General features: G+C 64.2%; 18 protein-coding genes and 2 pseudogenes. 9 read left to right on the top strand and 11 right to left on the bottom strand.

From position 1 onward, the window contains the following. Positions 1 to 152: 152 nt before the first annotated feature. The 5 genes and pseudogenes from ACFSQT_RS39735 to ACFSQT_RS39715 all read left to right on the top strand — a co-directional run bounded on the left by ACFSQT_RS39735 (position 153) and on the right by ACFSQT_RS39715 (position 6,509). Positions 153 to 1,198: pseudogene (locus tag ACFSQT_RS39735) on the top strand (LacI family DNA-binding transcriptional regulator). A gap of 63 nt (positions 1,199 to 1,261) precedes the next feature. Continuing rightward, entirely contained in the window at positions 1,262 to 2,509 is a 1,248-nt protein-coding gene (locus ACFSQT_RS39730) for an ABC transporter substrate-binding protein (RefSeq protein ID WP_379027532.1), read from the top strand. A 191-nt stretch (positions 2,510 to 2,700) separates the two neighbouring features. Then, a pseudogene (locus ACFSQT_RS39725) lies at positions 2,701 to 3,632 on the top strand (carbohydrate ABC transporter permease). Next, positions 3,632 to 4,489: a carbohydrate ABC transporter permease gene (locus ACFSQT_RS39720; protein ID WP_379027530.1), complete on the top strand. Its 858-nt coding sequence runs from the start codon at positions 3,632 to 3,634 to the stop codon at positions 4,487 to 4,489. The pseudogene ACFSQT_RS39725 and the gene ACFSQT_RS39720 overlap by 1 nt, the downstream one beginning before the upstream one ends. 22 nt (positions 4,490 to 4,511) lie before the next feature. Further along, positions 4,512 to 6,509, top strand: a complete 1,998-nt coding sequence (locus ACFSQT_RS39715) for a glycoside hydrolase family 127 protein (RefSeq protein WP_379027529.1) — start codon at positions 4,512 to 4,514, stop codon at positions 6,507 to 6,509. Positions 6,510 to 6,683: 174 nt separating this feature from the next. On the opposite strand, the gene ACFSQT_RS39710 is transcribed toward ACFSQT_RS39715, so the two are convergent. The 5 genes from ACFSQT_RS39710 to ACFSQT_RS39690 all read right to left on the bottom strand — a co-directional run bounded on the left by ACFSQT_RS39710 (position 6,684) and on the right by ACFSQT_RS39690 (position 9,817). Continuing rightward, positions 6,684 to 7,259, bottom strand: a complete 576-nt coding sequence (locus tag ACFSQT_RS39710; RefSeq protein WP_379027527.1) for a dihydrofolate reductase family protein — start codon at positions 7,257 to 7,259, stop codon at positions 6,684 to 6,686. A 198-nt stretch (positions 7,260 to 7,457) separates the two neighbouring features. After that, positions 7,458 to 7,991 carry an SRPBCC family protein gene (locus ACFSQT_RS39705; RefSeq protein WP_379027525.1) on the bottom strand — a complete coding sequence of 178 codons (534 nt, stop codon included), beginning with the start codon at positions 7,989 to 7,991 and terminating at the stop codon, positions 7,458 to 7,460. Continuing rightward, positions 7,988 to 8,356, bottom strand: coding sequence for an ArsR/SmtB family transcription factor (locus tag ACFSQT_RS39700; protein WP_379027523.1), 369 nt, complete (start codon positions 8,354 to 8,356; stop codon positions 7,988 to 7,990). The genes ACFSQT_RS39705 and ACFSQT_RS39700 overlap by 4 nt, the downstream gene beginning before the upstream one ends. A gap of 88 nt (positions 8,357 to 8,444) precedes the next feature. Beyond that, positions 8,445 to 9,176 (bottom strand): gamma-glutamylcyclotransferase, encoded by a 732-nt coding sequence (locus tag ACFSQT_RS39695; RefSeq protein ID WP_379027521.1) that lies wholly within the window; start codon positions 9,174 to 9,176, stop codon positions 8,445 to 8,447. A 122-nt stretch (positions 9,177 to 9,298) separates the two neighbouring features. Further along, positions 9,299 to 9,817, bottom strand: a complete 519-nt coding sequence (locus ACFSQT_RS39690) for an Hsp20/alpha crystallin family protein (RefSeq protein WP_379027549.1) — start codon at positions 9,815 to 9,817, stop codon at positions 9,299 to 9,301. A 522-nt stretch (positions 9,818 to 10,339) separates the two neighbouring features. On the opposite strand from ACFSQT_RS39690, the gene ACFSQT_RS39685 reads away from it, so the two are divergent. Beyond that, the gene (locus ACFSQT_RS39685; protein WP_379027519.1) at positions 10,340 to 11,032 is read left to right on the top strand and encodes a DUF2270 domain-containing protein; all 693 of its coding nucleotides are present in this window, start codon (positions 10,340 to 10,342) and stop codon (positions 11,030 to 11,032) included. A gap of 148 nt (positions 11,033 to 11,180) precedes the next feature. On the opposite strand, the gene ACFSQT_RS39680 is transcribed toward ACFSQT_RS39685, so the two are convergent. Further along, positions 11,181 to 11,324, bottom strand: coding sequence for a hypothetical protein (locus tag ACFSQT_RS39680; protein ID WP_379027517.1), 144 nt, complete (start codon positions 11,322 to 11,324; stop codon positions 11,181 to 11,183). Between the two features lie 285 nt (positions 11,325 to 11,609). Here ACFSQT_RS39680 and ACFSQT_RS39675 point away from each other — a divergent pair, with 285 nt between their 5' ends. Continuing rightward, on the top strand, positions 11,610 to 12,506 hold the full coding sequence (locus ACFSQT_RS39675) for an aminoglycoside phosphotransferase family protein (RefSeq protein WP_379027515.1): 897 nt from the start codon (positions 11,610 to 11,612) through the stop codon (positions 12,504 to 12,506). A gap of 34 nt (positions 12,507 to 12,540) precedes the next feature. Here ACFSQT_RS39675 and ACFSQT_RS39670 read toward each other — a convergent pair whose 3' ends face one another. Together ACFSQT_RS39670 and ACFSQT_RS39665 are read right to left on the bottom strand one after the other, a co-directional pair. Beyond that, a complete protein-coding gene (locus tag ACFSQT_RS39670) occupies positions 12,541 to 13,536 on the bottom strand; it encodes an NADP-dependent oxidoreductase (RefSeq protein ID WP_379027513.1) in 996 nt (331 codons plus the stop codon). 67 nt (positions 13,537 to 13,603) lie between these two features. Then, complete coding sequence (locus tag ACFSQT_RS39665) at positions 13,604 to 14,419, bottom strand: oxidoreductase (RefSeq protein WP_379027511.1); 816 nt, start codon at positions 14,417 to 14,419, stop codon at positions 13,604 to 13,606. A gap of 103 nt (positions 14,420 to 14,522) precedes the next feature. Here ACFSQT_RS39665 and ACFSQT_RS39660 point away from each other — a divergent pair, with 103 nt between their 5' ends. Beyond that, positions 14,523 to 15,089: a TetR/AcrR family transcriptional regulator gene (locus tag ACFSQT_RS39660; protein ID WP_379027509.1), complete on the top strand. Its 567-nt coding sequence runs from the start codon at positions 14,523 to 14,525 to the stop codon at positions 15,087 to 15,089. Positions 15,090 to 15,155: 66 nt separating this feature from the next. On the opposite strand, the gene ACFSQT_RS39655 is transcribed toward ACFSQT_RS39660, so the two are convergent. From ACFSQT_RS39655 to ACFSQT_RS39645, 3 genes are all read right to left on the bottom strand, one after another. Continuing rightward, positions 15,156 to 16,079 (bottom strand): sigma-70 family RNA polymerase sigma factor, encoded by a 924-nt coding sequence (locus ACFSQT_RS39655; RefSeq protein ID WP_379027507.1) that lies wholly within the window; start codon positions 16,077 to 16,079, stop codon positions 15,156 to 15,158. Further along, positions 16,076 to 16,834, bottom strand: a complete 759-nt coding sequence (locus ACFSQT_RS39650) for an SDR family oxidoreductase (RefSeq protein ID WP_379027505.1) — start codon at positions 16,832 to 16,834, stop codon at positions 16,076 to 16,078. Before ACFSQT_RS39650 ends, ACFSQT_RS39655 begins: the two co-directional genes overlap by 4 nt. Before the next feature lie 315 nt (positions 16,835 to 17,149). Next, positions 17,150 to 17,425 (bottom strand): hypothetical protein, encoded by a 276-nt coding sequence (locus ACFSQT_RS39645; protein WP_379027504.1) that lies wholly within the window; start codon positions 17,423 to 17,425, stop codon positions 17,150 to 17,152. Positions 17,426 to 17,640: 215 nt separating this feature from the next. Here ACFSQT_RS39645 and ACFSQT_RS39640 point away from each other — a divergent pair, with 215 nt between their 5' ends. Further along, positions 17,641 to 19,659: an amidase gene (locus tag ACFSQT_RS39640; protein WP_379027547.1), complete on the top strand. Its 2,019-nt coding sequence runs from the start codon at positions 17,641 to 17,643 to the stop codon at positions 19,657 to 19,659. The last annotated feature ends 140 nt before the right edge of the window (positions 19,660 to 19,799 follow it).

Below are 19,799 nucleotides of genomic sequence, written 5' to 3'. Positions count from 1 at the left end.
CAATTTTTCCCTTGAATAGGCCTCGGATGTAGCCTAGCCTTGATTTGAGAAAAGGTTTTTCCAAACAGTTTTGACCGGGTTTGGCCGCGAGGCCGACCATTTCTCCGGACTGTAAGAGAAAACCTTTTCCCAGCTAAGGGTTCCTCGACGCGATGGCATCGGACGATCAGCCTCTCCAGGTCTTTGCCCAAGCCGGTCACCTTGCGTGACGTGGCCGCGCAGGCCGGCGTCAGCGTCGCCACCGCCTCGAAGGCGCTCAACGATCAGGGGCGCATGACCGCCGAGACGCGCGAGCGCATTCGCGAGACGGCCCGGCGTCTTGGCTTCCGGCCCAACAGCCTGGCGCAGAGCCTGCTCAGGCGGCGCAGCTTCACCGTCGGCCTGCTCACCAACGATACCTATGGCCGCTTCTCGCTGCCGCTGATGTCGGGCATTTCGGACGCGCTGGTCGACAATGGCGTCTCGGTGTTTCCTGTGCAATGTCGAGGAGGATCCGCGCCTTGGCCAGTTGCATGTCGATGCCATGCTCGACAAGCGCGTCGACGGCATCATCGCCACCGGCAAGCGCATCGACCGCCATCTGCCGGTCGACCTCGGCAATCTGCGCGTCCCGGTGATCTATGCCTTCACCCAGCCCGATCCCGACGCCATCGCTTTCGTCTCGGACGATGCCGGCGGCGCGCGGCTGGCGGTCGAGCATCTGTGCCGGCTCGGCCGCAAGCGCATCGCGCATGTAACGGGGCCAGCGAGCTTCGCCGTGGTGCATGCGCGGGCGCAGGCCTATCGCGACGTGCTGAGCGAAAACGGCTTGCCAGTCACCGAGCCGCTGCTCGGATCCTGGTCGGAAGCCTGGGGCCACGAGGCGGTGGCGCAACTGTTCGACAGCAAGACTGAAAGGCCGGACGGCGTCTTCTGCGGCAACGACCAGATCGCGCGCGGCGTCATCGATGCCTTGCGCGAGCGCGGCCTCGGCGTCCCCGGCGATGTCGGCGTCATCGGTTTCGACAATTGGGAGATCGTGGCCGAGGCGACGCGCCCGCCGCTGACCTCGGTCGACATGAACCTGGTCGCACTCGGGCGCGAGGCGGGGCTGACCCTGCTTTCGCTGGTCGGCGGCCAGCCCGCCGCGCCGGGCATTCGAAAACTGCCGTGCCGGCTGGTGGTGCGGCAGTCATGCGGCCATCCGCTGGATGGCTGAAAACCAAGCGCCGCGCGATCGGCGCCAAGCCGCGGACCGCGGCCAAACCTGGAGGAGGAGAACATGAGGAACCTGATTGCCAAACTGGCCCTGGCCGCTGCCGTTCTGGGTGGCGGCATCAGTGCCGCGTCCGCCGAGACGGCCAACATCTGGGTGCGCGCCGACGGCTCGAATTTCATGCCGAGGATCGTCGATGCCTACAACAAGGCGCACACCAACCAGATCAAGCTGGACATCATCCCCAATGCCGAGATCATCCCGAAATATGGCGCGGCGGCGGCCGGCGGCACGGCGCCCGACGCGCTGTCGCTCGACCTGATCTACACGCCGTCCTTCGCCGCCGCCGGCCAGCTGGAGGACATCACCGACTGGGCCAAGTCCCTGCCCTATTTCGCCAGCCTGTCGCCGGCGCATGTGAAGACCGGCACCTACAAGGACCACATCTACGGCCTGCCCTTCTCCGCCGACGCCTCGGTGCTGATCTGGAACAAGAAGCTGTTCAAGCAGGCCGGCCTCGACCCTGAAAAAGGCCCGGCCAACTGGGCCGAGATCGCGGCCGACGCAGAAAAGGTCAACGCGCTCGGTGGCAACATCAAGGGCTTCTACTTCTCCGGCAATTGCGGCGGCTGCAACATCTTCACCTTCACGCCGCTGATCTGGGCGTCGGGCGGCGACATCCTGAGCGAGGACGGCTCGAAGGCGACACTCGACAGTCCGCAACTGCGCGGTGCCATCGATCTCTACCGGTCGATGGTCAAGAAGGACCTGGTGCCGGCAGGCGCGCAGACCGACACCGGCGCCAACTTCTTTGCCGCCTTCGCCGGCGGCAATATCGGCATCTCGCCATCCGGCGCCTTCGCCATCGGCGCCCTCAACACGCAGTATCCCAATGTCGACTATGGCGTCACCTTCTTGCCGGGCAAGGATAGCGGCTGGTCGTCCTTCGCCGGCGGCGACAATTTCGTCGTCACCAAGGGCACCACGAAACTGCCCGTGGTGAAGGAGTTCCTCGATTTCGCCTATTCGCTCGAGGGCCAGACCATCCTGGCGAAGTACGGCAGCCTGCCGGTGCGCGGCGACATTGCCAAGGAGGCGCTGAAGGATCTCGATCCGCGCTACCAGATCGCCGCCGAGGCCATGGCCAAGGGCCGCACGCCCTATTCGGTGGTGTTCAACGACCTGATCAACTCCGCCAACGGCCCGTGGACGCAGATGATCAACGAGGTCTTCTTCGGCGACGATGTCGATGGCGCCATTGCCAACGCGCAGGAGACCATGCAGTCGATCATCGACCAGGCGCCGCAGAAGTAGCGGACGCCTGCCGGCCGCCCGCCTGTCTCCCTGGGCGGGTGGCCGGCGTGCTCCTTACCCTCCCCCTTGTGGGGAGGGTCGCTGCGAAGCAGCGGGGTGGGGTCAGCGCCAGCCCCCCACCCGGACCTGCGGTCCTACCTCCCCACAAGGGGGAGGTAGGACGGCGCGCCGCATGCAACGGAAGAACAGCCATGACCTCCATCACAGCAGCAACCACCGCCCCGCCACGGGCCCGAAAGCTGGTCGGCGCCGGCCGCCGGCAGTGGATCGGCCTGCTCTATGTCGCGCCGGCCGTGGCGCTGGTCGTCGTCCTTCTTCCTCATCCCGCTTGGCATGACGGCGTGGATGTCGCTCCACAACTGGCCGCTGATGGGCGAGCACAGCTATATCGGCCTCGGCAACTATGTCGCCATCCTGCGCGACACCAGGTTCTGGAACGCGCTGCGCTTCACCGGCTGGTACACACTGGTCGTCACCATCGCGATCTTCGCGGTGGCGTTTCCGCTGGCGCTGTTCGTCGAACGCCCGCGGCCGCTGACCAACCTTTACCGCACCATGTTCTTCATGCCGGCGGTTGTCGGCTTTGCGTCGGCGAGCCTGCTCTGGTCATGGCTGCTGAATGTCGATTCCGGCCTGTTCAGCCCGGCCGCCTACGACCTCGGCCTGATCGACAGGAAGTTCAACCTCCTGGCCACCTTCCAGCCGGCCTTCTGGTCGATCATCGCCATGGTCGTCTGGAAGGTCGCCGGCTTCACCATGATCATCCTGATGGCCGGCCTGCAGTCGATCCCGCAGGACCTGCAGGAGGCGGCGGTCATCGACGGTGCCGGGCCGTTCGCCAGGTTCAGGGCGATCACCCCTGCCGCTGATGCGCCGCACTTTGGCACTGGCGCTGATCCTGTCGGTCGCCGGCTCGATCCTCGCCTTCGACCAGTTCTACATCATCCTGCGCGGCGGCCCGCGCAACCAGACGCTGACGGCAGTCTACTGGATCTTCAACCAGTCCTTCGTGTCGTTCAAGCTCGGCTATGGCGCCGCCCTGTCCATGGTGCTGCTGGTGATCCTGGTGGCGCTCAGCCTCGTCCAGCTGTGGCTGCTGCGCAAGCCGGAGGGGCTCGACTGATGGCGCAGGCCGCCTCCCGCAACCGCCGGCTCGCCGCCCGCATCGCCGAGCACTCGACCGGCATCATCGCCTCCGTGCTGTTTGCGGCGCCGATCGTCTGGGCGGTGCTGTCGGCCTTCAAGCCGGCGCAGGAAGCACGCCTGCCGCCGCTGCCGCCCTGGCCGACGACGGGCATCTCGCTGGAGAACTATGCCACGCTCGACAGCTTCGGCGACGGGCTCTGGGTCTCGGCGCAAAACAGCATCTATGTCTCGGTGATGACCGTGGTGCTGTCGGTCGCCGTCAGCGTGCTGGCCGGCTACGGCTTTTCGCGCTTTCGCTTTCCGTTCAAGGACCTGTTCTTCATCCTTATCCTGTCGACGATCATGATCCCGTTCCAGTCGATCCTGACGCCGATCTTCCTGGTGCTGACCAGGCTTGGCCTGCACAACACGCTGACCGGCCTGGTCGGCGTCTATGTGACGCTGCAACTGCCGTTCTCGATCTTCATGATGCGCAACGCCTTCGACGCGGTGCCGCGCGAGATCGAGGAAGCGGCCCGCATGGACGGCGCCGGCAACGCTACCATGCTTCTCAAGGTGATGCTGCCGCTGGTCTGGCCGGGCGTCGTCACCATCGCGCTGTTTGCCTTTCTCGGCGCCTGGAACGAGTTCCTCGCCGCGCTCGTGCTGATGACCGACCAGTCCAAGTTCACGCTGCCGGTGATGATGACGGCGCTGCAGTCGGGCCGCTTCGGCGCCATCGACTGGGGCGCGGTGCAGGCGGGCGTCACCGTGATGATGGTGCCGTGCCTCATCCTGTTCCTGGTTCTGCAGCGTTTCTACATCCGCGGCCTGATGGCCGGGGCCGTCAAATAATTCGACCGAATGGAGTAAGTTCATGACCGCATCGCCATCCGCCCAAGCCGCTCGTGCGGACAAGACGGGCAAGCCGAACCTCGCCTTCCGCCCGCTGCCGGTGCCGCAGGTCGACGTGCACGGCTTCTGGGGCGACCGCGCCGACGCGGTCGCCGCGCGCACCGCCGACATCCTCTACGACCGCTGCGTCGAGGCCCGCATGCTGGAGCAGATCGATCCGGACCGGCCCTCGCCCGGCGTCGTCATCCCGTTCCACTCGCCCTCTCCCGACGAAGCCGAACGCCCGGGCGCCGAATTCACCGGCTCGACGGTGACCACGCAGATGTTCTGGGATTCCGATCTCGGCAAGACCATCGAGACCGCGGCCTATTCGCTCTACCGGCGCAAGAACCCCGAACTGGAGAAGAAGATCGATGCCGTCATCGACATGTATGGCAGGCTGCAGCAGGAGGACGGCTATCTCTCGAGCTGGTACCAGCGCATCCAGCCCGGCAAGCGCTGGACCAATCTGCGCGATTGCCATGAGCTCTATTGCGCCGGCCACCTGATCGAAGGCGCGGTCGCCTACTACCAGGCGACGGGAAAACGCAAGCTGCTCGACATCATGTGCCGTTATGCCGACCACATCGCTTCGGTGCTGGGGCCGGAGCCCGGCAAGAAGAAAGGCTATTGCGGCCATGAGGAGATTGAGCTGGCGCTGGTCAAGCTGGCGCGGGTGACCGGCGAAAAGAAATACATGGAGCTGGCGAAATACTTCATCGACCAGCGCGGCCAGCAGCCGCATTATTTCGACGAGGAGGCACGCGCCCGTGGCGCCGACCCGAAGGCCTATCATTTCAAGACGTATGAATACAGCCAGTCGCACAGGCCGGTGCGCGAGCAGGACAAGGTCGTCGGCCATGCGGTGCGGGCAATGTATCTCTATTCGGGCATGGCAGACATCGCCACCGAATATGGCGACGACACGCTGCGGGCAGCGCTCGACCGGCTGTGGGACGATCTCACCACCAAAAGCCTCTACATCACCGGCGGACTGGGGCCGTCGGCACACAATGAGGGCTTTACCAGCGACTACGACCTGCCCAACGAGACCGCCTATGCCGAGACCTGTGCCGCGGTCGGGCTGGTGTTCTGGGCCAGCCGCATGCTCGGCATGGGGCCGAACGCCCGCTACGCCGACATGATGGAGCGCGCCCTCTACAATGGCTCGATCTCGGGCCTGTCGCTCGACGGCTCGCTGTTCTTCTATGAGAACCCGCTCGAAAGCCGGGGCCGGCACAACAGATGGAAATGGCACCGCTGCCCGTGCTGTCCGCCCAATGTCGGGCGCATGGTCGCCTCGATCGGCAGCTATTTCTACAGCCTGGCCGACGACGCGCTGGCCGTGCATCTTTATGGCGACTCGACCGCGCGTTTCGACATCTCAGGCACACCCGTGAGCCTGACGCAGGCGAGCCGCTATCCCTGGGACGGCGCTGTCGAGATCACGATCGAGCCGCAGGCGCCGGTCGAGTTCACGCTGCACCTGCGCATCCCGGCCTGGAGCACCGGCGCTGCGCTCAAGGTCAATGGCGAGCCGGTTAAGCTGGCGAATGTCACCAGCGACGGCTACGCCGCGATCCGGCGCACATGGCAAAAGGGTGACCGCGTCCAGCTCGACCTCGAAATGCCGATCGAGCGGCTCTACGCCAACCCGCAGGTGCGGCAGGATGCCGGCCGTGTCGCGCTGTCGCGCGGTCCGCTGATCTACTGCGTCGAGGCGACCGACAATGACGGCCAGTTGCATCGCCTGACGCTGCCGAGGACGGCAAACATCGAAGCGCGGCAGCGACCGGAGCTTCTCGGCGGTGTGGTGACGCTGTCAGCCACCGGGCAAGCCGACGCCGGCGACGGCTGGCGGGGCGGCCTCTACAGGCCCGAGCCGCCGGCCACCACCAAGACGCGCCTGACCGCCATTCCCTACTTCGCCTGGGACAACCGCGAGCCCGGCGAAATGCTGGTATGGCTCAGGGACGGGTAAGAGAGCCTGTTTCGAAATTCGCTCTGGCGAGTCATATGATGGTGTCTTCGAGAACCGGAGCGGAGCGGACTTTTGGTCCGTGAGCACAGTTCTACTGCGACGCAGTAGAACGGGGAAGCGCAGAAGACGCCTTCAGATGGCCGCCAGAGTAGAGTTTCCAAACAGGCTCTGAGCTCAGCCGATCTTGTAGACCAGGCTCAGCCGCCCGCCCGGCATCTGCTCGACCTTGGTGAGCTCCAGGTCACGGCGCTGCGCGGTTGTCGAAAACAGCGCCTTGCCCTCGCCGGCAATCAGCGGATAGAGGACGAAACGGTATTCGTCGACCAGCCCGGCCTCTGTCAGGCTGTCGACGATGGTCGATCCGCCCATCAGGTAGATATCCTTGCCGGGCTGGCGCTTCAGCGCTGCGACATCGTCGTTGGACCTGAGGAACTTTGTCATCGGCCAGTCGGCTGAATTCAACGTGTTCGACAGCACGTAGTACGGTGTCTTGGCGGCGAAGCGTGCCCAGGGCAGCTCCTCCCGCGCGGCGGGCTTGCCGGTCATCGGCAGCGGCTTGTCGGGCGCGTTCTGGATTGCCGTCCAGTACTCCTCGTAGCCCCGATACATGCGGCCGCCGAGCACACAGGCATCGACCTGCTCCATCAGCCCATAATCCTCCGACCAGGCATGCACCCAATCGGCGATGCCGGTCGGTCCCTCCGCCTTGCCGTCGACGGAAATCTTCATGGCGGCGATCAATCTGCGCATAGCATTCTCCTTGGCGCTCAAGGCGCGGTTGTGCGGCCCGCGGGCCAGCGGTTCAAAAATTTCGGGAAATGTTCGGAAATGCCGCTGCAGGCAGCGGTCGTCATGCGGGCAATCGCCCGCTTGTCAGTCATCGGTCATGCAAGTCTCGAAGTGTCCGGCGCTATCGTCTCCTTTCCACGGGTTTCGCGTTTCTCCTGTTCAGGCCGGCAGGCGCCGGTCGTAGTCCTGTCTCAGTCTCGCCCAGCCGTCCCAGAACGGTTCGGGCCGCTCGCCTCGCAAGCGGGCAGCGAGAATGTCGAGGTGCATGTGCCAACCGGGAGCGATGTTGAGCATCAGCGAGCGGTCGCCCAGGCGGCGGTGGATGATCGTGAGCCGCACATCCTTGCCCTGCGGGGTCAGTTCGAAGGTGACGCCGCCGGTGCTGCCCCAGGTGATGGTGAGCCGGTGCGGCGGGTCGACCTCGGTGATGTGGCCCTCCATGCGGTGCTCGGCGGGAAATCCGGCCGGCCGCTCGCCAGCGGGGTCGGTCAGTTCGTCGTTGCGCCAGACGAACTCGAAGGGCGAGCCGGCCTGCATCTGCATCGCGCCGGCCGCCAGCCACAGGCGGCGCAGATCGCTGTCGGTGATGTAGGACCAGATCCGCTCGACAGGGCCGGGCAGCAGCCGCTCGATCGTCAAGGTGGCGGGCTCGGTCACAACACCATAGGCGTTCAAGACAGGGCGGTCGTTCATTTGTCATCTCCCTTCTTTTGCGTGGCGGGTTTGCGCGCGTCGTCCTCGCGCAACAGCCGTTCCAGTATGTCGAGCCGGCCGGTCCAGAAGCGCGAGTAGGATCCAAGCCACTCATGCGCGCTGGCCAGCGGCCCGGGCTCGAGGTGGCAAATATGCGTGCGCCCAAGCACCTCGCGGCGGATCAGGCCGGCATTTTCCAGTACCTTGATGTGCTTGGAAGCCGCGGCAAGCGACATCGCGAACGGTTCGGCCAGCTGGCTCACCGTGCGCCCGCCGCCGGCGAGTTCGCGCAGCATCTGCCGGCGCGTCGCATCGCCAAGGGCGTGAAAGACCTGATCCATCTCGTATGTGAGTAACTCAACCATGTGGTTGAATATGCATATGCGGCTTTTAATTGTCAACCGTTTGGTTGAATATTATTTGCGGCTCAGAAAATGACTGGCCGTCGCGGCGTCAGACGGCGTCGGCGCTGCCGATCTCCTCGGCCACCAGTTCCTGCAACTGCCACAGATTGCGGTCGCGGATGCCGCAGGCGTCGAGGTGGCGGATGGTCTCGAACAAATATTCGGCACCCGACCCCCAGTGGCCGACGGCCCTGGCCAGCGTCGCCGCGATCGCATGCTTGTCGAGTTTGCCGGCGTAGCGCGGATTGACCGGATCGACGACGAAACCGAGCGCGCGGGAAACGCCGCCGTCGGTCCTGACCTGCAGCCAGCGCGGCACGTTGACGGCCGGCAGGATGGTCATTTCGCGGCGCAGCAGCGCTTCGAGATTGGCGGCAATCGGCTCGGCGATCTCGAACACCATGCCCTGGCATTGGCCGCCACGATCGAGCGCCATCATCAGGCCGGGCTGCTCGATGGTGCCCCTGAAGCGCTGCACGGTGAAGCAGAACGAGCGATGCCAGCCGGTCGCCACCGCCCGCTCGCCGCCCCTCACCTCGCCAACCGGCTTCCACAGCAGCGAGCCATAGGCGAACAGCTTCAGCGGTCCGGCAGGAGCTGTAGCCAGCATCTCGTCACGGAAACGCGCATAGTCGGCGTCGGTCATATAGATCATGCCCGGTGTCGGCCCGGCATCCTCGACCACGCGCAACGTGCGCGCGACCAGCGCCTCGGTCAGCGCCATCGGCGTCTTGCGCGGCGCCGATTTGCGCCGCGATGCAGAGGGAATGGCCTTGTTCATCCTGACGCTCCCTGCCTCGCCGCCATGTTGCCGAAGGCTGGGAGATTCTCAAGGGGATCGTGAACCGGCGCGAAATCCGGCGGTCGATGCCGGGCGTGCGCGAGACGCCCGCCCGGCGGGTCCTAGTGCTTGGTGCTCTTGCCACCAATGGGGATGCGCTTTGCCTTGCTCTGCGCCTTCTCCGTCTTCGGCAAGGTGACGGACAGCACACCGTTGCGGAAATCGGCCGCGACCTTATCTTCTGCGACTTCGAAACCGAGCGGGATGCGACGTTCGAAGCGGCCGTAGAACCGCTCGGAGAACTGACGTTCCCTGTCCTCGGCTTCGGCGCGTTTTTCGCCGCGCAACGTCAGGACGCCATCATCGAGCAACACCTCGATGTCCTTCTCTTCCATGCCGGGTATCTCGGCCGTCACACGGATCTCCTTGTCCGTTTCGGAGATTTCCACGCTGGGCCAGCCACCTGCCGAAGAGAACCTGCCCAAGGACGGAAGCCGAGAATCGAAGCCCCGGAACATGTCGTCGACCAGACGGTTCATCTCGCGATGCAGACCCATGAACGGGTCCCAGTCGCCTTCGCGAAACAGGGTCGGAGCCTGGTTGGTGTCGCGGCTCCACGGCATGAGATCACGAATAGTCATTGCACTTGCTCCCTTCTTAATTCTGTTTCTGGTTCGTTTGTCTGCTCTGGCGATCATGATCGAGGACAATGCGCCGTCGGGCGCAGGCATCGCCGCCGGCCCCGTTTTGCGCTTGCTGTTGCTTCTGGTCCGATCCGCTCCACATTTGGGAACGCCCTCGTCCGGTCGCGGCTCTCGCGCGGCTTCATCTTCTCCGGCGCGTGATGCCCGAGGTCGATGGTCACAAGGCCACCGATCAGCGCGGGCGCCGGCCATCAAGCCGGCGCCCGCGCCTGCACCGGCCCCGTCCGGCGCCGGCATGGTCGATTTGGGGTTGGCGGCTGTGACGTCAAGACCTGGTAATGCAATGTGATCGTTGAATGCAAAGCGTGCCTGACGCACCGGCGAAGCACTCATACTGGATATGCCTTGGGTCCCAGGGGCGCCTGCCGGATTGCCCGATGACCATGCGCCTGTTCGCGGCGACGTGCGACAGGGAACAATGTTGCCGGCAAACAGTTCTAGTCTTTGCCGGAGGATGTCATGAACGACGCGTCGGCAAAGTCAGTGGGTTCCGTCCTTTCATCGACGGAGCGTGTGAACACGCTGTCGCATTTTCACCGCGCCGAGATCGCGCGCATGGCGGGCTGGCGCGATCGGCTGGACAGGACGACGAACTGGGCGATCACGGTGGTGGCCGCACTGCTTTCGGTATCGCTGTCCACGGCCAGTGCGCATCACGGCGTGCTGCTGTTCGCCATGCTGCTGATCATGCTTCTGCTGTGGATCGAGGCGCGACGCTATCGGTTCTTCGACTTCTACCGGGCTCGCGTGCGCCAGTTCGAACGCCACTATTTCGCGCAGATATTCTCCCCGCAACCCGACTTTGCCTCGGATTGGCTGCTCATCGTCGGCGAAGGCCTGCGCGCGCCGAAGTTCCTGCTGTCGCAGCGTGCTGCGTTGGCGCGCCGCCTGCGGCGAAATTACATCTACCTGTTCCTGATCCTGCTGCTGGCCTGGGTGGTCAAGATATCGACCCCCAGCCTTCAGACCGCGGGCCTCAGGACCGGGTTTGTCGGTTCGCTTCGCGAGGCCGTCGAAAGCGCCGCCCTTGGCCCCATTCCCGGTGTGATGATCGTCGTCGTCGTGGCGGCATTCTATGCCTGGTTGCTGGCTATCGTCTTTTTCGTGGCCGGCGACGACGGCGAACTTTCCTTCGGCGACGTCCACGTCTGACGTTGACGCCTGGCAGCAGGCGGCTGCAGCGCAAATGGCGGCCCGATCGACAACCACGTCACGCGGCATCGTGCTGGCCCCTGTGCCGGCCGTGTTCGGTCTGGCGCCGGCAAGCCATGCCCCCGCCAAACCTGCTGGAACAAAAGAGCTAGATGCCGAAGAACTGCCTGCCGATCATGTAGCCCAGCGCCGCCACGACCAGCGGAAACAGCGCCGGCGCGACCTTGCCAAGAGCGGAGACTTGCTGGGCTTTCGCCGGCGTGTGGCGTGCATTGCCGAGATTCTTGGTCATTGCTTGCCCTGGGTTCGAATGTTTCATTAGCAGACGCTGATTAACAGCATGGCCGCATTAACGTCTTGCAAAGAAATTAGATCAAATAGCCGACCATTGATCTTGGCGGCGGCGGCCACATCGGCGCGTCTGTCGGCCATCTCTCCCCATTCGCCATTGCATCGCGGCATGGCTCCGCGCCACAATCCGCGACAAGACGGGCCCGCCGACAGCGAGGCTTTTCTGTCGACATCGCGCCTGCTGTTCGGCCCGATTACGCAGCGCTTCTCGAACTAGGCAGGACTCATGATGCATGACGATCAGGTGGATATCGACATCGGTATCGCCCGCCAGATGATCCGCGATCAGTTTCCCCAGTATCGTCGTGAGGACATCACCTCGGTTGGATCGTCGGGAACCGTCAATGCCATCTTCCGCGTTGGCTCGAAGAGCGCTGCGCGGTTCCCACTGCGGGCGATGAATCCGACCGAATGCGCCGATATGCTTCGGTCGGAGGCCGCTGCTATGGTCGAGATTGGAGAGCATTGCCTATTTCCGACGCCTCAACCGATTGGGCTCGGCGAGCCAGGTCCTCACTATCCAATGCCATGGGCATTACAAACCTGGCTCGAAGGCGAGGTTGCCACGCCGCAGGGGCTAAGTGGATCGACGACGTTCGCCCTGGACCTTGCACACCTCGTGGCATCGTTGCGCCAAGCGGACACACGGGGCCGACGCTTCGACGGGCAAGGACGTGGTGGACATCTCTCCGATCATGACGAGTGGATGAATGTTTGCTTTCAAAACAGCGAGAGCCTTCTTGATGTGGCTCGACTGCGCGATTTGTGGGCTCGCTTCCGGGAGTTGCCGTCCGCTGTGCCTGTCGTGATGAGTCATAAGGATCTTATCCCGCCAAACCTTCTCGTGCAGGGCGAGCGTCTGGTCGGAGTGCTTGATGGCGGCAGTTTCGGACCAGCCGACCCGTCGCTGGATTTGGTAGTCGCGTGGCATCTTCTGGACCGCGAGCGAAGGGCGATCTTTCGGAGCGGCCTTCAAGTTGAGAACCTCTGGTGGAAGCGTGGTGCTGCTTGGGCATTCCAGCAGGCAATGGGTCTCGTCTGGTATTACCGTCGCACCAACCCCGCCATGAGTGCGCTGGGGCGCAGCACGATCTCTCGCATTCTCGACGATCCTGACATCTGATCGAGCGGTCCATCCGTCGGGACGGCTCGACGTGCTATCTCACCTTGATCACCACCTTGCCCTTGGCGCGTCCGCTTTCGACGTAAGCCAGGGCCTCATTGGTCGCTTCGAAGGGAAAGACCCGATCGACAACCGGGCGGATTGTTCCGGATTCGATGAGGGAGGTGATCTTGCTCAGCTGATCACCCTGCGCCCACATGAAAAGGAAGGAGAAATGCACGCCACGGCGCCTGGCTTTGGTCCGAATGCCGCGACTCAACAGGCGCAGTATCAACCTCAGCATGAGGTTCAGTCCTTTTTCCCTGGCAAATTCGGGATCCGGTGGGCCGGAGATGGAGATCAGCTTGCCGCCCGGTTTCAGTACGTTCAGGGATTTTTCAAGCGTCTTGGCGTCCTGGCTGTTCAAGACGACGTCGTAGCCCGACAGGACTTTCTCGAAATCGTCCTTCCTGTAGTCGACGACGACATCGGCGCCGAGCCCCCTGACCAGATCGGCCGCACCAGCTGTTGTGGCGACGGTCGCACCGAGATGCTTTGCCAGCTGGATGGCGAATGTCCCGACGCCGCCGGAGCCGGCCTGGATGAAGACCTTCTGTCCCTTCCTCAGACCTGCCCGTTCGACAAGCACCTGCCAGGCGGTCAGGCCGACCAGGGGGATCGAGGCCGCCTCTTCCATGCTGAGGTTTTTGGGCTTCAGCGCCACGTCGGCTTCGTCCATGGCGATGAACTCGGCGAATGTCCCGATCCGGCCATCGCGCGGCCGCGCATAGACATCGTCGCCGGGTTTGAATTTGCGGACTTTCGATCCCACGCGCACAACCGTCCCGGCCACGTCGTGGCCCAGGATGAACGGCCGGCGATAGGGCAGGATGAGCTTGAACTCCCCGGTCCTGACCTTGGAATCCAGGAGGTTCACCCCAGCGGCATGGATTTCGACCAGGACATCGTTGTCCTGGAGGTCCGGCTCCGGCATCTCGGCCAGCCGCAGAATGCCCTTCTTGTTATATTTGTCGACGACGAATGCCTTCATGGCAGTGACTTTCTGATAGTGATTTTGGGGTATCGTAAATGCGTGAAATCTCTGGCCTCGCTGTTGTTCAGGCCGGCAGGCGGAACTGCTTGCGCAAGCTCCTGTCGAACATTTCCGCGGGGGCAAAGCGGCGCAGCATGCTGACCTGCCTCGCAGCCTTGCCGGCGGTGTAGCGCCGTCGCGGGCGGGCGTCGGTCGCGGCCTTGACGACCACATCCGCGACCACTTCCGGCCGATCGGCCTTGGGCATCACATCGCTCAGCAGCGCCTTGAACCCGGCCCGAGCCCGATCGTATTCCTTCAACAGCGAATCCGGCTCGATGCCGTTCTGGTCGAAGACGGTACGCACGAATGCCGGCTCGATGACCGAGACGCGGACATTGAAGGCACGAATCTCGTGATCGAGTGATTCCGAATAGCCCTCGAGTGCGTGCTTGACCGCCGAGTAATGAGCTGAGTATGGCGCGGGTACCAATCCCAGAATCGAGCCGATGTTGATGATGCGCCCTTCGCCGCGCCGCCGCATCGACGGCAACACCGCGTTGATCATGCGGATGACGCCGAACAGATTGACGTCGAACAGGGTCTGCACCTGTGCGACCGAGGATTCCTCGGCGCCTCCAAGCAGGCCGACGCCGGCATTGTTGACCAGCAGATCGATCCGGCCAGTCCGCGAGAGCACCGTCGAGACCAGTGCGGCGACGGCCTCACCGTCGGTCACGTCGCAAGCCAGCATGGTCACCCCGTCCGGGCCGTCGCCGACCGTGCGCCGGCTTGTCCCGAAGACAGTAAACCCTGCCCGGGCCAGGGCCACGGCGCTGGCGCGGCCGATGCCCGAGGAGGCTCCGGTCACGACAGCGGTTTTTCCGGAATTCATATTCATTTCGTGCTCCAAACTCATGGGGGCTAGCTTTTTCGCCCCAGTTGAATTACACTCATAATATCAAATTACGACCATAATGCAATAGCAGAAAGGAATCGCAGCCATGCGGTACGAGAAGGGCCGAAAGGACGCGTCACGCGGCCGGATCATGGAGGTCGCCGCCGACCGTTTTCGAAGCGACGGCATAGCTGCGTCCGGACTGGCAACCATCATGAGCGACGCCGGGCTGACGAACGGCGCCTTCTATCCGCACTTTCAATCAAAGGCGCAGCTTGTCCGCGAAAGCGTGGCGGCGGCTATGGAGATGCAGTCGCGGCAACTGGCGGAAGCACTGGCCTCCGGTGGCCCGGAGATGGGCATAGAGGTATATCTGTCAGCCGAGCACCGGGACAATCCGGAAAAAGGCTGCGCGTCCGCCGCGCTGCTGCCGGAACTCACGCGTCAGCCACCTGAAACGCGCGAAGTCTATACCGACCACCTGCTGACTTTGGTGCGCCAGTTGGCTGAAGCACTTCCGCGGGCCAAGGACCCGGAAGGCGTGGCGCTGGGTGTCTTTGCAACGCTCATCGGCGCGCTGCAACTGGCCCGTGCCGTCGAAGGGACGGAGTTGTCGGATCGCATCCTCGCGGCGGGGAAAGATGCGGCGCGGACGCTGATCGAACAGCGTTAGGGCGAAATGGCGTCCTGATGTATTGACAAAGGACACCCCCCAGGTCGCCCGCGTCAAAACTCCGCATCATCCGGTGCCGCGACCGATCGCGTCCTTCACCAGCACCAGCTCCGCATCGTCGGCAACATAGCGGACATAGCGATAGTCGCGAATGAAGTTGATCCGCCCTTCCCGCCACTCCAGCCACATGAAATAGTCGGGCTTCGGGTGGCTCCGGTGTTCGAACACCGCGATCACCTCGCGGCCCTCGAGCCAGGCCGGCGTGACCCGAACGTCGCCCTTGGCATAGATCGTGAAGAACATGCCGACATCCGCGGCACCCGAGCGCGGCGGATGCAGGGACTGATGAAGCTTCACGTCGTCGGCAAGCAGCGCGCGCAAGCCGTCCCAGTCACGCTGGTTGAACAGGGTGACGTAGCGGACCACGGCAGCGGACGCGATGCGCGCATCGGGCAGCGGGGTGGCGTGGGCGTTGATTTCCCGAAGCCGGGCACGACCACGCGCCAGATGCCCCTTCACGGCATCGACCGTGATGTCCAGCAGGCTGGCGATCTCGGCCAGCGGCTCGTCGAGCACATCCTTCAGGATGATGACGCTGCACTGGGGGATCGGCAGTTCCGCAAAGCGCGACACCGCGGTTTGGACGGCTTGCCTGCGCATCAGCATCTCCACCGGGTCGGCTTTGGCTTCGTCGACCACTTCAAGGGCCGCCTCGATGGGCTCCGCCGCGCGGATTGTCCGACTGCGCAGCAGGTCGAGCGCACGATTGTGAGCGATCCGGAACAGCCAGGGTCGCAGTTGCGGCACGTCGCACAACTCGTCCAGGGCAACGAAGGCCCGGGCAAACGTGTCCTGCACCACGTCCTCGCCGTCGATGACCGATCCCATCAGGCGCGAGCAATAGCGATGCAGCTCGGGGCGCAACGCGACAGCGAGGGCAAGAAGCCCCTCCTGGCGGTCGCGATCCACGGCAGGCCCTCTATCGCTCAAGGCGTCGCGCCCTCCATGACGGTGACTCCGGCGTCGCCGTTGAGGCCGAAAACGACGCCCTCGGCATATTGCGGGTCCTCCAGCACGGAGACAACTCTATCGCCGAACGCCCGTGGCGGCATCGGCGCGCCGAAGCGGGCCACGAATTGTTCCGGCGTAATGCCCATGGAGCCCGCATAGGCATTGGCGGCAGCGTCCCCGATCCCGGTGCCGAGGATCATCTGCCGCGGCACGATCGCCTGGAAGCGGATTCCGAGGTCCTTCTCCTGCGAGACGCCATTGGCGTATTTGGTCATGAACCAAAGCATGCGTTTGGAGCCGCCATAGCCGCCCGACATCTGCGATCCGGTAACGGCCGCGCCGCTCGATCCCACCAGGACGCGGCTGCCGGGCTTCAGCGGCAGGTTGAGCGCGGCCTGCAGCCAGTAGAGTCCCGCCTTGACGTCGGTTTCCCAGGCTATGGAGAAATCCTCCCACTTCAACTGATCCAGCCGGCCCATACGAGGCGTCGCGCCGGCATTCAGTGCCAGGATATCAGGGCGAACCTCGCCAAGGATGCGGTAAGCAGAGTCTTCGTCCGTGACGTCGGCGCAGATGGTGGCGACCCCGAGCCGCGCACTGACCGCTTCCAGCGCCTCGGCGCCACGGGCGACGACCGTCACCCTGGCGCCATGTTCGACCAGCGCCTCGACCAGTCCGAGGCCAAGTCCACGGCTTCCACCCGTGACCACGACCGTTTTTTCCCTGAGGTTCATTGATCCTGCTCCATTGCTTGACTGAAGCTATGACGTTTGAGGTTCGGGAAAAGAGTCAGCCAGCCGCGAAGGCACGCACGTCAGCGCAGTGATCGCTGGTCGAGATTGTTTTTGAAGAGCCAGGAGCTTTAGCCCTTAACCGAGGTGGCCACCCTGCCCCCAAAGCGATCATGATCGCCGACCGCTGCAGATTTTCCATCGCCACAACAGCGAAGGCACCAGGCCGCTGACCGACCTTGCCGATTCACGCCGCGACCTGACGCTGATGGCCCAGATCGTAGGGCGGATGAAGGAGCGCGGCGGGCGCTGAGCGGCCTACTTCCCGCAATGGTGATCGTTGATCTTGTTCAACGCATTCGCGTCGGGCCCGACGCGATGGTAGGAGCATGCCCCGGCAGCCGTCGTGAACAACTGTTGATCATAGTAACGCGGGCCGCCGAACAGGAAGTTGATGAGATCATCATCGGCGGGAACGTAGCGTTCTGATTGGGTCTGACGGTGGTGATGCCGGTCGCCGGCGAACGCGGGGGCGCACATGCTTGAGCCCATGGTGAAAGCGAGAGCCAAGATCGCAACGCACTTCGTGGTCATCGGCAACACCCTCCTGGCCATTCGGAACAACACCATACATCCAAAATCGCCAGCCGGACAAAAGTTCCAAGAGCGCGGTTTCGTAAGCCCAGCCGGACGCGCTGCCGCAGGAATGCCAAATGCCGAAGACTGCAGCCAATCGCGATTGGCCCTTGCCGAAGCCGGCGGCCTCGCTCATCCATGGCGTGGATTTTAGCGACAGCTTGGGACCAATGATGACAAATGCCAGCCTTTATCTAGTCGAAGCGACGATCGAACAATTGCGCCGCGCGCTCGATGACGGCACTGTCACCAGCGTCGAACTGGTCGGGGCATATCTCAGGCGCATCGCGCATTTCGACCGCCACGGCATCAGCCTCAATGCCGTCCCGGTGCTCAATCCTGCGATGTTCGAGGAGGCCGCCGCCTCCGACCAGCGCCGCCGCAACGGTGCCACGCTCGGACCGCTCGACGGCATCCCCTACACCGCCAAGGACAGCTACAAGGTATCAGGCCTGACGGTCGCCGCCGGCTCGCCGGCCTTCGAGCATCTCGTCGCCAATGAGGATGCCTTCACCATCGCCCGGCTGCGCGCCGGCGGCGCGGTGCTGATCGGCCTCACCAATATGCCGCCAATGGCCAATGGCGGCATGCAGCGGGGCGTCTATGGCCGCGCCGAAAGCCCCTACAATGCCGACTTCCTGACCGCTGCCTTCGCCTCGGGCTCATCCAACGGCTCGGGCACGGCGACATCAGCCAGCTTCTGTGCCTTCGGACTTGGTGAAGAGACCTGGTCATCCGGCCGCGCGCCTGCCACCAACAACGCGCTGGTCGCCTACACGCCGTCGCGCGGCGTCATTTCGGTGCGCGGCAACTGGCCGCTGGTGCCGACCATGGATGTCGTGGTGCCGCATACGCGCAGCGTGCCCGACATGCTCGAACTGCTCGACGTGATCGTCGCCGACGACCCTCAGACGAGAGGCGATTTCTGGCGCGCCCAGCCTTGGGCCAAGCTGCCGAAAAGCGCCGACGTGCGGCCGCCGCGCTACACCGACCTCACGCTGGCGGGGTCGCTCAAGGGCATGCGCCTCGGCGTGCCCAAAATGTATATCGGCCGCGACAGCGGGGCGGATCAGCCGATCGAAACCCGCGCCTCGGTGCTTGCCTTGTGGGAGCAGGCGGCGACGGATCTCAAGCGGCTTGGCGCCGAGGTGGTCGAGGTCGATTTTCCCGTAGTCTCCAACTATGAGCGCGACCGCCCCGGCGCGCGCGGCATGGTCGAGCGCGGGCTGGTGCCGCAGGACTTCGCCGAGCGCGAGATCTGGGACCTCTGCATCTGGGGCTGGGACGATTTCCTGCGCGCCAATGCCGACCCGGCGCTGCCCGATCTCGTCTCGGTCGATGGCCCAACGATCTTTCCGCAGCCTCCGGGCGCGCTGCCCGACCGCTATGAGGGCGGCTTCGACCTCTCGGACTATGTCGATCGGGCGCGAGCCGGCATCACGCCAGTCGCGAAGATTCCGACACTGGAGGACGGCCTGAAGGGGCTGGAAGCGACACGGCGGATCGATTTCGAGGACTGGCTGGACGCGCAGCGCCTCGACGCCGTGGTGCTGCCCGCCGCCGCCGATGTCGGGCCGGCCGACGCCGATATCAACGAAGCCTCGGCAGCCCTTGCCTGGCGCAACGGCACCTGGGTCGCCAATGGCAATCTTGTGTGGCGCCATTTCGGTATCCCGACTGTCACCGTGCCGATGGGAACCATGGCCGACATCGGCATGCCGGTCGGCCTCACTTTCGCCGGCAAGGCTTACGATGACGAAAGGCTGCTGCGCATCGCCGGCGACTTCGAACACTCCACCCGGCGCCGCAGCCGCCCGCCACGCACGCCCGAACTGGCCGACGATGTCTTTCCAGGCCGCCCCACCCAGGCCGGCGATGAGGCGCCGCCGCTCGCCATCGCGCTTGCCGCCGAGACGCGGGCTTCTGGCGATCAGCATGAGATCGACATCACGCTCGACCTGCCCGGCGACGCAACCGAAGCGGCGAGCGTCAAGGTGCACGTCAACGGCGAGGCCGTCGCGCTGCAGCGAAGCGGCATGCGCTTCAGCGGAAGCGCGCTTGTCCCGGCCGCCGAGCATCAGCGCTTCCACAGCGTCTGGCGCGGCTCGTACGGCTCGATCGTGACAGCGGTGGTGCGGCTGGAAGATGGGCGCACCGCCGGCGCCTATGCGGTCACCGGCGGCATCGGGTGAGCCTTGCGGCAGAAATCGGCCCGGCCTTCAAGAAGGTAGCGAGGCCAACCATTCCTCCCAAAACTGGTGTTGCAGACCAACAAAGACAGGAGCCACGTCGACGCCCTCGTCGAATATGTCGACCAGATCAGCCTTTCGAG

It is taken from the genome of Mesorhizobium calcicola, from assembly GCF_042682105.1.
GTDB lineage: Bacteria > Pseudomonadota > Alphaproteobacteria > Rhizobiales > Rhizobiaceae > Mesorhizobium > Mesorhizobium calcicola.
This window is presented reverse-complemented; position numbering and strand designations above follow the sequence as displayed.

Excerpts from the sequence above, each read along its gene's own strand:
- ACFSQT_RS39670 (WP_379027513.1), bottom strand. The coding sequence starts at position 13,536 with ATGAAGGCATTCGTCGTCGACAAATATAACAAGAAGGGCATTCTGCGG.
- ACFSQT_RS39660 (WP_379027509.1), top strand. The coding sequence starts at position 14,523 with ATGCGGTACGAGAAGGGCCGAAAGGACGCGTCACGCGGCCGGATCATG.
- ACFSQT_RS39700 (WP_379027523.1), bottom strand. The coding sequence starts at position 8,356 with ATGGTTGAGTTACTCACATACGAGATGGATCAGGTCTTTCACGCCCTT.
- ACFSQT_RS39650 (WP_379027505.1), bottom strand. The coding sequence starts at position 16,834 with ATGAACCTCAGGGAAAAAACGGTCGTGGTCACGGGTGGAAGCCGTGGA.
- ACFSQT_RS39705 (WP_379027525.1), bottom strand. The coding sequence starts at position 7,991 with ATGAACGACCGCCCTGTCTTGAACGCCTATGGTGTTGTGACCGAGCCC.
- ACFSQT_RS39675 (WP_379027515.1), top strand. The coding sequence starts at position 11,610 with ATGATGCATGACGATCAGGTGGATATCGACATCGGTATCGCCCGCCAG.
- ACFSQT_RS39665 (WP_379027511.1), bottom strand. The coding sequence starts at position 14,419 with ATGAATATGAATTCCGGAAAAACCGCTGTCGTGACCGGAGCCTCCTCG.
- ACFSQT_RS39720 (WP_379027530.1), top strand. The coding sequence starts at position 3,632 with ATGGCGCAGGCCGCCTCCCGCAACCGCCGGCTCGCCGCCCGCATCGCC.
- ACFSQT_RS39690 (WP_379027549.1), bottom strand. The coding sequence starts at position 9,817 with ATGACTATTCGTGATCTCATGCCGTGGAGCCGCGACACCAACCAGGCT.
- ACFSQT_RS39715 (WP_379027529.1), top strand. The coding sequence starts at position 4,512 with ATGACCGCATCGCCATCCGCCCAAGCCGCTCGTGCGGACAAGACGGGC.
- ACFSQT_RS39645 (WP_379027504.1), bottom strand. The coding sequence starts at position 17,425 with ATGACCACGAAGTGCGTTGCGATCTTGGCTCTCGCTTTCACCATGGGC.
- ACFSQT_RS39695 (WP_379027521.1), bottom strand. The coding sequence starts at position 9,176 with ATGAACAAGGCCATTCCCTCTGCATCGCGGCGCAAATCGGCGCCGCGC.
- ACFSQT_RS39710 (WP_379027527.1), bottom strand. The coding sequence starts at position 7,259 with ATGCGCAGATTGATCGCCGCCATGAAGATTTCCGTCGACGGCAAGGCG.
- ACFSQT_RS39730 (WP_379027532.1), top strand. The coding sequence starts at position 1,262 with ATGAGGAACCTGATTGCCAAACTGGCCCTGGCCGCTGCCGTTCTGGGT.
- ACFSQT_RS39640 (WP_379027547.1), top strand. The coding sequence starts at position 17,641 with ATGACAAATGCCAGCCTTTATCTAGTCGAAGCGACGATCGAACAATTG.
- ACFSQT_RS39680 (WP_379027517.1), bottom strand. The coding sequence starts at position 11,324 with ATGACCAAGAATCTCGGCAATGCACGCCACACGCCGGCGAAAGCCCAG.
- ACFSQT_RS39685 (WP_379027519.1), top strand. The coding sequence starts at position 10,340 with ATGAACGACGCGTCGGCAAAGTCAGTGGGTTCCGTCCTTTCATCGACG.